At 70.7% G+C, this 13,804-nt stretch carries 9 protein-coding genes and 1 pseudogene; 5 read left to right on the forward strand and 5 right to left on the reverse strand.

Features of this window, described 5'->3' with window-relative positions:
* Positions 1-130: 130 nt before the first annotated feature.
* Positions 131-799, forward strand: a complete 669-nt coding sequence (locus tag OHU34_RS40865) for a Type 1 glutamine amidotransferase-like domain-containing protein (protein ID WP_142268447.1) — start codon at positions 131-133, stop codon at positions 797-799.
* 431 nt (positions 800-1,230) lie between these two features.
* The gene (locus OHU34_RS40870; RefSeq protein WP_405771377.1) at positions 1,231-1,815 is read left to right on the forward strand and encodes a DinB family protein; all 585 of its coding nucleotides are present in this window, start codon (positions 1,231-1,233) and stop codon (positions 1,813-1,815) included.
* 181 nt (positions 1,816-1,996) lie between these two features.
* Here the strand turns inward: OHU34_RS40870 and OHU34_RS40875 are convergent.
* Positions 1,997-2,182 (reverse strand): annotated as a pseudogene (locus tag OHU34_RS40875) (hypothetical protein); the annotation flags it as partial.
* Positions 2,183-2,795: 613 nt separating this feature from the next.
* Here OHU34_RS40875 and OHU34_RS40880 point away from each other — a divergent pair.
* Positions 2,796-4,439 (forward strand): GMC oxidoreductase, encoded by a 1,644-nt coding sequence (locus OHU34_RS40880; protein ID WP_405771379.1) that lies wholly within the window; start codon positions 2,796-2,798, stop codon positions 4,437-4,439.
* 82 nt (positions 4,440-4,521) lie between these two features.
* On the opposite strand, the gene OHU34_RS40885 is transcribed toward OHU34_RS40880, so the two are convergent.
* Both OHU34_RS40885 and OHU34_RS40890 read right to left on the reverse strand, forming a co-directional pair.
* Positions 4,522-5,001, reverse strand: coding sequence for a carboxymuconolactone decarboxylase family protein (locus OHU34_RS40885; RefSeq protein WP_142268444.1), 480 nt, complete (start codon positions 4,999-5,001; stop codon positions 4,522-4,524).
* Positions 5,002-5,092: 91 nt separating this feature from the next.
* Positions 5,093-6,166: a dihydrodipicolinate reductase gene (locus tag OHU34_RS40890; RefSeq protein WP_142268443.1), complete on the reverse strand. Its 1,074-nt coding sequence runs from the start codon at positions 6,164-6,166 to the stop codon at positions 5,093-5,095.
* Positions 6,167-6,684: 518 nt separating this feature from the next.
* Between OHU34_RS40890 and OHU34_RS40895 the strand changes: the two genes are divergently transcribed.
* Both OHU34_RS40895 and OHU34_RS40900 read left to right on the forward strand, forming a co-directional pair.
* Positions 6,685-9,621 carry an AfsR/SARP family transcriptional regulator gene (locus tag OHU34_RS40895; RefSeq protein WP_405771382.1) on the forward strand — a complete coding sequence of 979 codons (2,937 nt, stop codon included), beginning with the start codon at positions 6,685-6,687 and terminating at the stop codon, positions 9,619-9,621.
* A gap of 251 nt (positions 9,622-9,872) precedes the next feature.
* Positions 9,873-11,078 (forward strand): DUF418 domain-containing protein, encoded by a 1,206-nt coding sequence (locus tag OHU34_RS40900; protein ID WP_142268441.1) that lies wholly within the window; start codon positions 9,873-9,875, stop codon positions 11,076-11,078.
* Here the strand turns inward: OHU34_RS40900 and OHU34_RS40905 are convergent.
* Together OHU34_RS40905 and OHU34_RS40910 are read right to left on the reverse strand one after the other, a co-directional pair.
* Positions 11,023-11,601 (reverse strand): sigma-70 family RNA polymerase sigma factor, encoded by a 579-nt coding sequence (locus OHU34_RS40905; RefSeq protein ID WP_235034681.1) that lies wholly within the window; start codon positions 11,599-11,601, stop codon positions 11,023-11,025. The two genes, OHU34_RS40900 and OHU34_RS40905, sit on opposite strands and share 56 nt — an antisense overlap.
* A 411-nt stretch (positions 11,602-12,012) precedes the next feature.
* Entirely contained in the window at positions 12,013-13,227 is a 1,215-nt protein-coding gene (locus OHU34_RS40910) for a peptidoglycan recognition family protein (RefSeq protein ID WP_405771387.1), read from the reverse strand.
* Positions 13,228-13,804: the final 577 nt, after the last annotated feature.

Below are 13,804 nucleotides of genomic sequence, written 5' to 3' on the forward strand. Positions count from 1 at the left end.
CCTCCGTTCCCCACCCACCGACCTGATCCGGTGAGCCGTCAGTGCCTGCTCCTGGTGCGGCTGTGCCATGGCGGTTCGGGTGGATCCTTGGTTCGTTGCGCGCGCCCGGCAGCCGTGCTTGGCTCGCCCGATGAACCTTCTGCTGACGGCGAGTGGCCTGCGCAACGAGACCCTGCGGGACGGGCTGCGGGACATGCTGGGAAAGCCGTTCGGATCGGCGAACGTCGTGTTCGTTCCCACGGCATCGGTCGCCGAGCCCGGGGACCACGGATGGGTCGTCGAGGACATGAACCGGCTGCACGGCCTCGGCTGGCGGGAGTTCGACGTCCTGGAACTGAACGGCCTGCCCCGCCAGATGGTGCTCGACCGGCTGCTCCACGCCGACGTCATCCATGTCGAGGGCGGCAGCCACTACCACCTCGCGCGCAGCATCACCGGCAACGGCCTGGCCGACGGCTTCCTGAAAGCGCTGGAGGGACGGGTCTACGTGGGGGTCAGCGCCGGATCGATGATCTTCAGCCGTAACCTCACCGGACAGTCCGCCGACGTCATCGGGGACACCGCGGACCTCCACGTGCTCGGCGCGACGACCGTGGAGCCGCCGTTCGGCCTCTTCGACTGGTATCTCAAGCCCCACCTGTACTCGCCGGATTTCCCCGAGCGGGACGACGCCTGGGCTGATCGCATCGCTGCGCGGGCGGACTTCCCGATCTACTTCATCGACGACGAGACGGCCGTTCGCGTCAGGGACGGCAACGTGGATGTCGTTTCTGAAGGCCGGTGGCGATTCCAGCCGTGACCTCGTCCTGGGCAACCGCTGGGGCGCGTTTCAGGGACTGCCGCAGCCAGTGGCTCCGCCGGGGCAGGTGACGCTGTCGTTCGACGCCAAGCCCGCGATGCCCAGCACCAGGACGATGAGAGCCAGGATGATCAAAGGTACGTTGTCCGCAGCCCAACTGCCGTGCTCGCGCGGGGGTTTCGGAGCGCTGGGCTGTGGGCTCGCATTGTCGCGTGCGGACTCGGCACCGGGCCCGTCGTGTCCTGCTGTCACCATCGCGTCACCCGCCGTCGTTGTCCCCTTTCATGATGACACGGCATCGGACCTCACCCGTCAAGCCCCGTGCCGTGCGCGCTCTCCGAGGAGGTTCGCCAAGCCTCGGCTCTGCCGGCCGTTGCGGACCACGTACGGGATCTTGAGACCATGAACAGCCCATGGAAGGTTCATGCCACATGATCGATGAGTTCGCGAAGGACAACCTGCACGGGAGACTGCGGCGGGACCGCGAGGCGCTGCTCTGGAAACTCGACGGCCTGTCCGAATACGACGCGCGCAGACCTTTGACAGCGACCGGGACCAACCTTCTCGGTCTGGTCAAGCACGTGGCCACCATCGAGGCCAGGTACTTCGGCGAGGTCTTCGACCGCCCTTCCCCGGAACCGCTGTCCCGGTGGCAGGACCACGACGGCAGCGATCAGTGGGCGACCGAGGACGAGACCCGCGATCAGATCATCGGGTTCTACCGGCGCACGTGGGGGCACTCGGACGCGACGATCGACGAGCTCCCCCTCGACGCCCCCGGCCACGTGCCGTGGTGGCCGGAGCCCTGTCCCAACACGAACCTGTTCGCTGTCATGGTCCATGTGCTCGGCGAGTCCATCCGGCATGCCGGGCACGCCGACATCCTGCGCGAGGGCCTCGACGGCCGGACCGGGGTGCGCGCCGAAAACGAGCGGCAGATCGACGAGGAAGCCCGTGCGGCCTACCGCGCGAAGATCGAGCAGGCCGCCAGGTCGACCGCATCAATCAAGGCTTAGCCGGACATACCGGGCAGCCTGGCATCAGCTGCCCTACCGACGCTTGCGATTTCCGAGCACCCGGCCACCTGATATGCCCGCTTCGCCCGGTGCGGGCGTTGAGTCCGCACCTTCGTCGTCCTCGTCCAGCGCGAGCACGTCCGCGTCGCTCAGCGGGCGCAGGGCGCCGGCGGCCGGGCGATCAGTGGAAGCGGCGGATGAAGACGTCCGACTTGCCGTTGGTGTCGTCGGGCGCGATGTTGTCGGCCGTGGAATGGAGGACCACGTCGCGCCCGCCGGCGCTGACCGCGTCGGTCCCGGCCGTGGCGGGCTGGTCCGAGACGATCTCGTCGGTGCCCGTCTCCAGGTCGCGCAGCATGAGCGACGGTATGCGTCGCATGGCTGTCGAGAGGCGCGGTTCCGGTCGGATGAGAGCGGTCGGCTTCGCAGCGCGCAGGGCCACAGGGGACCCGATGAGACACCGGATGGGAAGGCCGAGCAGGGGCCCCGAAGCACGGCGCGGACGCCGCAGAGGGGTCTGCGCGAGCCTCTGCTCTGTACGCGGTGCTCCCGGGAATTTGCTGCTGGCGCATACGGGAGAAACGGAGCACGAGGGGGTCGACGGACTCGCGCAGGGCACTGTCGACGCTGACGACAGTCCCGAAGTCGCCCGACAGCGGATCGCGCGGTCGCTGCCCGCTGCCGCCGCAGCTGAGCTGCAGATGTGTTAGGTCGACCAGCCGAGCCGTCCACCGGGTCCTACGGGCACAGCAGTGCTGTGCGACGGCCGCGACGGCCGGGCGCGTCGGGCAGAGGGAGCTGACGTCTCACGCCAGTTCGCGAACAAGTGTGAGCCGCGCCCTGGCGGCGAAGTCCGGGGACGGGCCGTGCGCGGGATGCCCAATATGTGATCTTTTGAAAGTTACCTCAGGGTATGGCGTGACTTCTCGTGAGGGTGCCAGTAGAACCCGTTTCACTCTATGGAGAGTGAGGAGCCGCGCATGAACGACGATTCCCCACGTGGGAGGCGCCTGAGAGGCGTATCCCGTCGAAGATTCATCAGTGGAACTGGTTCCCTTCTGGGGTCGGCCGCACTCGCCGGGCATGTGGTCCCGGCCCATGCCGCCACCGCAGCCGCATCCGCGGTGATCGAACCGGGCGCGCACGTGCCCGCCCTCGTGATCGGCACCGGCTACGGCGGCTCCGTGGCCGCTCTGCGACTGGCCCAGGCAGGCGTCGACGTCCACATGATCGAGATGGGCATGGCCTGGGACACTCCCGGGTCGGACGGCAAGATCTTCGCCAACACGACGAGCCCCGACTACCGGTCCTTCTGGCTGCGCACCAGGACGAAGCAGCCGCTCAGCAACTTCCTCGGCTTCCCCATCGACAAGGACGTCCCCCGCTACACCGGAATCCTGGACGCCGAGGAGATGGGCGGCATCATCGTCTACCAGGGCCGGGGCGTCGGCGGCGGCTCACTGGTCAACGGCGGTATGGCGGTCACTCCCAAGCGGGAGAACTTCGGCGCCGTCCTGCCGTCGGTCGACGCCGACGAGATGTACTCCGTCTACTACCCGCGCGCCAACGCGGGTCTCGGCGTCGCCACGGTCGACCCGACGTGGTTCGAGACCGCCGACTGCTACCAGTACGCGCGGGTCGGCCGTAAGCACGCCCAGCGTTCGGGCTTCCCGTTCGTCTTCGTGCCCGACGTGTACGACTGGGACTACATGAAGCAGGAGGCCGCCGGGACCGTACCCAAGTCCGCGCTCGCGGGCGAGATCCTCTATGGCAACAACTATGGCAAGAAATCCCTGCAGAAGACCTACCTCGCCCTGGCGAAGGCGACCGGACGGGTCTCCATCTCCCCCCTGCACAAGGTCACTTCGGTCGCCCCGGCAACGGCAGGCGGCTACACGGTCGTCATCGACCGCCTCGACACCAGCGGCAACACCACCGCGACCAAGACCGTCACCGCTGACCGGGTGTTCTTCGCGGCCGGCAGCGTCGGTACCAGCAAGCTCCTGGTCAAGCTCAAGGCGACCGGCGCGCTGCCGGGCCTCAACAGCGAGGTGGGCAAGGGCTGGGGCGACAACGGCAATGTGATGTGCGGCCGAGCCAACCACCTGTGGGACCCCACCGGCGCCCTGCAGTCGTCCATCCCGTGCTCCGGCATCGACAACTGGGCCGCGGGCGGCGCGTTCGCCGAGGTGGCCCCACTGCCCACCGGCATCGAGACCTTTGCCTCGTTCTACCTCTCGATCACCAAGAACCCCAACCGCGCCCAGTTCTCGTGGAACGCGGCGACGGGAACGGTCGACCTCAACTGGCAGACCGCCTGGAAGCAACCGTCCATCGACATGGCCAAGACGATCTTCGACAAGATCAACGCCAAGGAAGGGACGATCTACCGCACCGACCTCTTCGGCGCCTACAAGATCTGGGGCGACCACCTCACATACCACCCCCTCGGCGGTGCCGTGCTCAACAAGGCGACGGACAACTACGGCCGCCTGCACGGACATCCGGGCCTGTACGTCATCGACGGCGCCCTCGTCCCGGGCAACACCAGCGTCAATCCGTTCGTCACCATCACGGCACTCGCCGAACGAAACATAGAAGCGATCACCGCCGCGGACCTGTAGCGGTTACCCGAGCAGGTGAGAGGGGAGCCAGAAAGGAACGAAACCAGGGCCGCCCGGACTCGCCGGACGGCCCCGGCCCAGTTCAGTGCCCCGGCAGTACACACACGGCGTCGAGTCCCAGCACACGGTTGAGCCGCCCGAACGCCAGCCACGAGCCGAGGCTCATGGTCAGCTCCACGATCTCGGTCTGGCTGTAGTGCGCGGTCATCCGGTCCCAGAACTCGTCGTCGAGGCCGTGGTGATCCAGGGCGTACCGCTCCGCGTACTCGGCGGCCAGGCGGGTGCGCTCGTCGAAGGCGTCGGTCGTGCGCCACTCGGTCACCGCGTCGGCGAACTCCTCCTCGACCTTCTGCTCGTCCCGCTCGGTCCGCCAGTCGAGGCAGAAGAGACAGCCGTTGATCTGCGCGATCCGGAGCCGCGCCGCCTCGAACTCGCGGAGTCCCAGGGTCGTATGGGCGTAGACGGACAGCGAGAAGTTCGCTGCGGCGAGCCCGATGCCGGGGACCATGTCGCCCCACACGTACTCGATCGGGTTCTTGCCTTCGGGGATGTCGACGTTCATCAGGGACTCCTTCGTGTACGCCCCTGGTCCCGGCCGGCGACAGGAGGCGCGTCCTGGTGGTGTCGGAGGGATGTGGAAGGGGGCGTCGGCGTCACTTCCCGCCCAGCCTTCCTGCCGCCGGCCGCAGCGGGACGTCGAGCGCGTCGTACAGTCCCGGCTCCGCATCCACGAGCCAGTCGATCGCGCCGACCAGTCGGCCGACCGCGGTGGCGTTCCCGCCCGCGGACCGGTTCTCGCCCTCGTCGGTCGCCTCGACGGTGACCACGATGCGAGGACGGCCCTCGATGATCACTCGGTGCGCCCCGTCGCCGTTGGGCGGTGACGGCCAATCCGGGGCGCAGGACGGGTGGATCCGGGTGATGTGCTCGATGACGAGGCGGGGTTCCCCCTTCACGAAGCCCTGCACCTCGAACCGCACGGCGCCCTGGGTGCCTGCGTCGAACTCGCCCATGGTCCGGGTGCTCACCGTCGCGTCGAGCGCGCGGCGCTGCAAGGTCTCGCGGATCTCGTCGAGTTCGACACCGAGGGCCCTGGCCATCAGCCGAATCTGCCCGCCCCACACCATGGTCGGGATCGACGGGGCGAGCATCAGCGGCTCGTAGTCCATCGGCTGGCCCATCCCGACCAGATACCTGACCGACTCCTCCTGCTCGTACGTGGAGTAGTCGAAGATCTCCTGGCAGCGGACTCCGTCGACGACCGTGCCCAGGCCGCTCATCAGCAGGGGCAGTACGTCATTGCCCCAGCCCGGGTCGACGCCGGACACGAACAGCGAACCTCCGCCGTCGGCTATGGCGGCGAGCACCGGGTCCCGGAACTCGGGTGGGGCGTTGCGCTGGTCGTAGAGCGGGTACAGCGCCGGCGTGACGACCACGGCACCCGCCCGGATCGCGGCGCCGATGTCGGCCAGCGCCTCGTCGGGCCGGATGTCGCCCGATGCCGCGTACACCACCGCCCGGGGGCCCTCGCCCAGCACGGCGTCGATGTCGTCGGTCGCCGAGATGCCCAGGCCTCGACCGAGGCCGCCGAGGTCACCCGCGTCGCGCCCGACCTTCTCGGGGTTGTGAACGAGTACGGCCGCGAGATCGAGCGCCGGATGCGCCTCGACCGCGCGGATCGCCGCACGGCCGACGTTGCCGGTGCCCCAGACCACCGTGGAAATCATACGCAGGAGCGTAATCTGACGAGTCGTCAGTTTCCATACCCTTGCACCGACCTCCACGGCGTGCTTCGTGACCATGAACGAAAGCCAGGCTGGCCGTATTCGGTCGTGGCCGCACTGGAGAGCGGCCGCACCTCCTGGACGGCGCTGCTGGACGCGGTTTGTTTGAGCTTCCGGCGTACCGACCAGATCCCTGGCCGCCTGCCTCGCCTGGCCTCCTGTCCCTTGGCCTCCTGCCCGGGCCTCCTGGAACGCTGCGGCGCTCGTCCACCGCCGCGACAGGTCCCATACGTCGCGAAGCTCCCGACCAGGAACCCGGCACCAGGTATCAGGCGGCAGGCGCGAGAATCCATTTCCCAGTCACCTGCCTCCTGCCTCCTGCCCGAGGCGTCGGCACCAGAATCCATGCAGCAGGCCTCAAGCCCCAGAACCCAGACCCCAGAACCCGATCGCTGAGATCCCCAGTCCCCAGTCCCCCGCCTCTGTGATGCGGTACGTGGAGTACCCGAGGAGTAAGCCGGTTGGAAAGTCAGCTGAAATTTAGTGTGCTGGGCCCCGTCAGGGCCTGGCGCGGATCCGAGGAGGCCGAACTCGGCACGCCTCAGCAGCGGGCGGTGCTCGCCGCCCTTCTCCTCGCCGAGGGCGCGCAGGTACGCACCGCCGAACTCGTCGACGCGATCTGGGGGACCCGGCCCCCGGCCACCGCGCTCAACGTCATGCGGACGTACGTCCACCGGCTGCGCAGGGCCCTCGAACCCGACGGCGACACCACCGGCCCTGTGATCCGCTCCGTCGGCGACGGCTATCAACTGCCCACGTCCGCAGGAAGCATGGATCTCACGGCGTTCCGTGAACTGCTCGCCCGGGCCGAGCGGGCGCGCCAGGCGGGCGACGCCAAAGGCACCGTACGGCACTCGGACGACGCATTGCGGCTGTGGCAGGGGACCGCGCTGGCCGGGATCCGGGGCGAGTACGCGAGCGGTCAGCGGCAGCGGCTCGGAGAACTGCGGCTGTCCGCGGAAGCGGTCCGTGTCGCGGCCCGGCTGGACCTCGGCTCTCACACGGAGGCGGTGGCGGACCTCACCGGGCTGGTCGACGAGCACCCCCTGGACGAACGGTTCAGAGAGCTGCTGATGCTGGCCCTGTACCGGTCGGGCCGACAGGCCGCGGCGCTCGAAAGCTACCGCGAGGCACAGAAGTTGCTCTTGGAGGACCTGGGCGTCGACCCGGGGCCGGCCCTGCAGACGCTGTACCAGCGGATCCTGCGCGCCGACCCCGGACTCCTCGCGCCGCCGCCCCGCCCCACCCCGGTCCGGGCCGCGCCCGCACCCGCAGTCCCCGAGCCGGGCCTCGCTCCACCTGCCCAACTTCCGTCCGGACTTGCGGTGTTCGTCGGGCGGGAACTGCAACTGGCGCAGATGGAGGAGCTGTCCCGCGGTGGTACCGCGGTGGTCAGCGCCGTCGCCGGTATGGCGGGCGTCGGCAAGACCGCGTTCGCGGTGCACTGGGCACGGCAGGCGATCCCCCGTTTCCCCGACGGGCAGCTCTATCTGAACCTGCGCGGCTTCGACCCCGCTGCCCTGCCCGTCACCCCCGAGCACGCGCTGCGCAGCCTGATGGAGTCCCTGGGCGCCGATCCGCGGGCGCTGCCCCAGGGCGCCGACGCGCTGGCGGCCCGCTACCGCACCCTCCTCGCCGGCCGGCGCGTCCTCGTGCTGCTGGACAACGCCCGCGACGCCGCCCAGGTCCGCCCCCTCCTGCCGGGGGCGCCCGAGTCCCTCGTCATCGTCACGAGCCGCGACCAGCTGTCCGGGCTGGTCGCCGTCGACGGCGCCCTGCCGGTCCACCTCGACGTGCTCTCCCTGTCCGAGGCCCGCGCGCTGCTGGCCCGGCGGCTGGGAGCCGCGCGGGTCGCGGCGGAGCCGGAAGCGGTCGACGCGATCATCGCCCTGTGCGCCCGGCTGCCGCTGGCCCTCGCCGTCACCGCTGCGCGCGCGGCCCTGCGGTCCGCCTTCTCGCTGACCGTGCTGGCCGACGAACTACGCGACCACGCGGGCGGGTTGACGGCCTTCGGTAACGGCGACGCGGCAGCCGACGTACGGGCCGTGTTCTCCTGGTCCTACCACGCGCTCACCCCCGACGCGGCCCGCCTCTTCCGGCTGCTCGCCCTGCACCCGGGCCCCGACGCCGCCCTGCCCGCCGCCGCGGGCCTCGCCGGTCTCAGCCTCCCGCACACCCGCCAACTGTTCTCCGAACTCGCCCAGGCGCACCTCGTGACCGAGACGGCACCCGGCCGGTATGCCTCCCACGACCTCCTTCGCGCCTACGCCACCGAGCTGGCCGACGCCCAGGAGTTGCCCGAGGATATGCACGCGGCTCGCCGGCGGATGTTCGACCACTATCTGCACTCCGCCCACCGGGCCGTCGCGCTGGTCACCCCCACCCGACGGCTCATCGACCTGGAGCCCGCGGCCGAGGGCGTGCTCGTCGAGGAGTTCGGCGCCGACGCCGTCCGGGCCAAGGGGTGGGTCGGCGCCGAGTTCCTGGTGCTGACCGCGGCCGTTGAGGCCGCCGCCCATCACAGCTTCGATCTCCACACGTGGCAGCTCGCCTGGTCCCTGTCCAACCATGTGCACGAACGCGGCCGATGGCAGGACCTCCGGGCCCTGCGCGGCGCCGCCCTGGGCGCCGCACGGCGACTGGGCGACCGGGCCGCGGAGGCCGACGCGCTGCACGGCCTCGGCGTCGCCCTCGGCGGGCTGGGACGCCACGACGAGGCGCGGGATCGGATCGAACGGGCCATCGCGCTGTTCGACCGGGTGGACGGGGGGAAGCGGCGCCCCGAGTGCTACATCACCCTCGCCTGGGTGGCCGATCAGCAGGGGGACCTGGAAGCGGCCCTCGACGCCTCGCGGCAGGGGCTGCTGCTCTACCAGGCCGAGGAGCGCCGTGACCCGGGCAGCGTGCGGGCCAGGACCGCCGTGGCCGCGGTGTTCAACTCGGTCGGCTGGTGTCTGTCACGCCTCGGCCGGCACCGCGAGGCGCTCGACCAGTGCCGACAGGCGCTGGACATGTGGCTGGACCTCGGGGAGAACATCCACGGCGCGCACACCTGGGACAGCGTCGGCCACGTCCACCACCGGCTCGGCGAATACGACGAGGCTGCCGCCGCTTACCACAGCGCGCTGAAGCTGTACCGCGGTCACCAGGATCTTCCGTGGTTCGTCGCCGGCACTCTCGACCGGCTGGCCCAGACTTACCTGAGCGCGGGCCGCCCGGACGATGCCAGGGACGCCTGGACCGAGGCGCTGGAGATCTTCGACCTGCTCGAACACGCCGACGCCGAGTCCGTCCGCGCCGCCCTGCGCCGCCTCGACGAACCGGGCCGGGAAGACGGGAACTCGCCCGCGGGTGAGTGGGCCAACAACTCGCCGGAGGGGAAGGGGCAGGAGGAGTGAAGTTCGCCCGCGGGCGGTAACGGCCGGGCGGGGGACACCGCCTGACTCCTGCCGCCCGAGCGCCTTCCTTCCTCCGCGGCCCGAACACCAGGTCCGGGAGTGAACCGGGCGAGGGGCCGCAGCCGTAGGTGGTTGCCGTGAGGAGCACACGGTGGCGAGTGGGCCTTCCGTCGTCGAGCGACCCCGACGACGCGCCCGCCGCCCACCGGGTGACCGGTGCCTCCCCTCCCCGTGCCTGAGGAAGTATGCCCATGACGCCCGGTAGGGGAGTTCCGCTCGCGAGGGTGCCCCGGCTCGTCCAGATCGACGCGCTGCGGGGCTTCGCCCTGCTCGGCATCTGCATGGTCAATGCCCCGGTGCTCGCGGGAGCGTGGACCCTGACGCCGGGAGCCGCCGCACCGTGGGACCGCATGGCCGCCTGGCTGGTCACGGCCCTGTTCACGACCAAGTTCTATCTGCTCTTCGCGTTCCTGTTCGGCTACAGCTTCGTCTTCCAGGAGGCAGCGGCGGCACGCGACGAAGTGCCCTTCGCCCGCCGTCACGCCCGCCGCCTCTTGGGACTGTTCCTGCTGGGTCTCGCCCACGCCGTCCTGCTCTACCCCGGCGACATCCTCATGACCTACGCCGTTCTCGGCCTGCTTCTCTACGCGCTGCGGGGGCTGGACCCGCGGGTCCTGCTGTGGACGGCCGGGGTCCTGGCCGTCCTCCTCACCGCGGTCTTCCTCGTCGTCGGCGTGGTGGCCCTGGGTCTGGAGGACGCCGGGCAGGTCTCCGAACGGGCGCTGGAGGCGCGCCAGAGCGCGTGGTACCGGGGTGGTCCCCGCACGGTCGTGCACGCCAACCTCGCCGCCTACCGAGAGGCGTTCACCGGCGCGCTCCTGTACGGCCCGCATCTCCTCGCCGCGATGCTGACCGGCCTCGCCGCGGGCCGGCGAGGGTGGTTGGATCCCGCGCGCCTCGCCGCCGCGTCCGCCGCACGCGGGCGCCTGCTCGCCGTCGGCCTTCTGATCGGCCTGCCGGGCGCAGTCCTGACGGCGATGTGCGGTCACCCCCCTTTCGACGCGCGCTACTACTACCTAGGCCAGGCGGTCGACGTCCTCACCGCGCCCGTGCTCAGCGCCGCCTACGCGACCGCGCTGGTGTCGCTGCTGCGCGGCAGGTCCGGCCCGGGGATCGCCGCGGCGCTGGCACCAGCCGGCCGTATGTCCCTGTCGCACTACCTTCTCCAGTCCGCTGTCCTGGCCTTCGTCTTCACGGGCTACGGCCTTGCCCGCTACGGCACCGTCGGCCCGGCCGCGCTGGCCTGCGGCTGCGTGGCCCTGTGGGTAGCTCAACTGGCTCTCAGCGCGGGCCCTTTGGCGTACGTCCGCCACGGTCCCGCGGAGGCGCTGCTGCGCCGTGTCACCGGCGGCCGTCCGGCGGCGTCCCGGCAGGCCCGTCGGCGTACAGGTGTGTGAGGGACCTCTGCAGAGCCGAAAGGCCGTAGTGCAGACGGGATTTGAGGGTGCCCTTGGGGATGCCGAGATCTTGGGCTGCCTCTTCCAGGGTGCGGCCGCGGTAGTACACCTCGAACAGGGCCTGCCGGTGGGCCGGGGACAGCGTGGCCAGGGCCTCGCGTACCACCATCGCCGTCAACACGCCCTCTTCGAGGCTCCCTTCGGCTTCGGCCGCGCCGTACTCCCGCCATCCCTCCCCGTCGACCTCCTGGGGGCGGGTCTTCATACTGCGGTAGTTGTCGATGACGAGATTGCGCGCCACCCGGAACATCCAGGGCCGCAGCGCGCTGTCCCCGATGCTGGTGTAGGTGCGCCAGCAGCGCAGCAGCGTCTCCTGCACGATGTCCTCGGCCCGGACGGGATCGCCCCGCAGCAGGCGGCTCACATACGCGTGCAGGGCGAGGACCTGGGTGCGGTGGTCGGCACGGCACTCCTCGGCGTCCGGCCGGACCGGTCCGTCGGACCCCATGAACGTCCAACTCATGAGCACTCCTGGGGGTGTCCCGGATCGGGCGGCGCTTCGGCGCGCGACGGCGCTCCCCGCCGGCCCGCGCCCGCACCCGTGCGGCGGGTGACGCGTGACGCGACCCACGGGCATCGGCGGGGGAGGGAGGGGGAGAGGGAGGCAGGGGGAAGGCAGGGGGAAGGCAGGGGCGCCGGTCCGGGAAGGGGCGGGCGAGAGGGTGGAGACGGCCGCCTGCCGTGTGGCGCCGGTGACGTACGACGGGGCGGCGGGGTCGTGGCGGCGGGCGCGTGCGCGGGCGGTGGTGAGGCTCGACGGGGTCCGCAGGCCGCGTCACGCCGTGTGCGGACGGGGGTCCGGGGCGGACCGGGTCGCGTCCGGTCGGTCCGGCCCGCGTGGCACGGATGCCGGAACGTGCAGGCGGGGGTGCGGTCAGCGGGTGAGCTGGGCCGCCCGTTCACGCACGTCCGGGAGATCCAGATACGCGGCCGAGCCGGGGCATTCGGTGGACGTCCAGTCCCGGTGGCCGCCGAGGGCGGGGCCGTCGGTGGTCTTGCCGCTGGTGGGGCTGAGGTAGGTGACACCGGCCAGCGGGTCCAGCTCGTGCCGCGCGGCGAGGGACGCCGTCAGCCGGACCAGGGAGTCACGCATCCGGGACGACGGCTTCTGCTTGCCCAAGTCCCCCAGCAGGGCGATGCCGATGTTCCCGGGGTTGAAGCCGAAGGTGTGGAACCCGGTGACGACCTCGCCGTCCGCGTTGTGCGCGGGTATCCCGTCCGTACCGCTGTACCGGCCCTCGTAGATCACTCCCTGACGGTCGATCAGGAAGTTGTAGCCGATGTCGCCCCAGTCGTTGGAGACGGCGTGCTGCTCGTAGATCGCGCGTACGGTGGCGGCGGGATCGGGGTCGTCCACGGGCGTGGCGGTGTGGTGGACGGTGATCGCCTGAACCCGGGTGAAGCGGGTGGGCGACGACTCGCGCCCGTCCGCGGTCAGACGCTTCGCCTCGTCGGCGCCCCAGTCCGCGCGGAGCACCAGACCGGGCGGCGGGAAGGCGACGGCGGACCCGGAAGCGCCGGGTGTCGTGGCCGGGGCGCTCTTCGACGGTGTGCCCGAGGGGGCGGTCCGCCGCTTGCGCCCGAGGTGTCCGGCGTCGATGGCGATCGCCTCGATGACCTTCACCCCGGCGTCGACGTCGAGCTGGTAGCCGTAGCTGCCGTGGGCGGGTACGAGCGCCCGGTTCGGCGGTGTCGTCGACTTCGCGCGCAGGGTCTCGGTGTCCTTGCCGCAAGGGCATCCGGCGGTGACGTTCTGCCAGGCGCCAGGCTTGCCGCTCCGGTCGAACAGCCGCAGCCGTACCCCGCGCGGGGAGCCCGTCCAGGTGAGGCCCACGGCGGTGATCGGGAAGGAGGTCCGCTTCACCTCGTGCCCCGGAGACGCCTCCTGCGAAACGCGGACCCGGGGCAGCGCGTCGCCCATCGAGCCCCGGTGGTCCGAGGCCGCCGGTCCGCCCGCATCCGTCCCGCACGCCGCGAGCAACGGCACCCCGGCGGTGGCGGTCCCCAGGGCCGCGAGGAAGCGCCGGCGTGACGCGGGAAGCCCGCGCTCCGCCTGGGTCCTGGGTCGGGGATACGTGTTGTTCACCATGCGCTCCGTCAAGATCGGCTGCCTTGTACCGACACCTACGGCGCAGTGCGGAAAGTGAGTTCACTCCTTTTCGGCGGAGGGCGGAGCGAGGCGAACGACGGTGACCGGGATCGAGCCAGATGATTGGGTTCCGGCCAGCTCCGTCAGAAGTCGAACTGCCGTCGCCCTGGTCGCCGTAGTAACGCGTGGATGCCGGGTTCCCCGAGGCGAACCACTGCCCGGACCCCCGCAACGGACGGTGGCGCGCGCCTCTCGGCATCCGGCCCCGTCCCGGCCCCGTGCCCGGACGGGAAGGCCGTGGCCCGACTCCGCTCTTCACCGACCGGAGCGGGCCACGGCGCTGTCACCGGCCGTCGGCGACGGCCGTCAGCCCTCGTCTTCACCCTCGGCATCGGCATCGGCGTCGGCGTCGGTAGTCGGTCCGTGGCAGCCGACGACGGCCGCGTGTGTCGTCCGGGTCCGCCACGGCAGGATGGAAATGCCCTACCAGATAAGGGAGTTGGCGAGTGATCCATGTCACGGGCATCCGTTGAACCCGAGGGCCGGACAGCTCGATGTGTCTACCAAACCAGCGGGG

The sequence above is a fragment of the Streptomyces sp. NBC_00080 genome, assembly GCF_045041255.1.
GTDB classification, from domain to species: domain Bacteria; phylum Actinomycetota; class Actinomycetes; order Streptomycetales; family Streptomycetaceae; genus Streptomyces; species Streptomyces coriariae.

Coding starts and splice junctions, on each gene's coding strand:
- OHU34_RS40865 (WP_142268447.1), top strand. CDS start 131: ATGAACCTTCTGCTGACGGCGAGTGGCCTGCGCAACGAGACCCTGCGG.
- OHU34_RS40870 (WP_405771377.1), top strand. CDS start 1,231: ATGATCGATGAGTTCGCGAAGGACAACCTGCACGGGAGACTGCGGCGG.
- OHU34_RS40880 (WP_405771379.1), top strand. CDS start 2,796: ATGAACGACGATTCCCCACGTGGGAGGCGCCTGAGAGGCGTATCCCGT.
- OHU34_RS40885 (WP_142268444.1), bottom strand. CDS start 5,001: ATGAACGTCGACATCCCCGAAGGCAAGAACCCGATCGAGTACGTGTGG.
- OHU34_RS40890 (WP_142268443.1), bottom strand. CDS start 6,166: ATGATTTCCACGGTGGTCTGGGGCACCGGCAACGTCGGCCGTGCGGCG.
- OHU34_RS40900 (WP_142268441.1), top strand. CDS start 9,873: ATGACGCCCGGTAGGGGAGTTCCGCTCGCGAGGGTGCCCCGGCTCGTC.
- OHU34_RS40905 (WP_235034681.1), bottom strand. CDS start 11,601: ATGAGTTGGACGTTCATGGGGTCCGACGGACCGGTCCGGCCGGACGCC.
- OHU34_RS40910 (WP_405771387.1), bottom strand. CDS start 13,227: ATGGTGAACAACACGTATCCCCGACCCAGGACCCAGGCGGAGCGCGGG.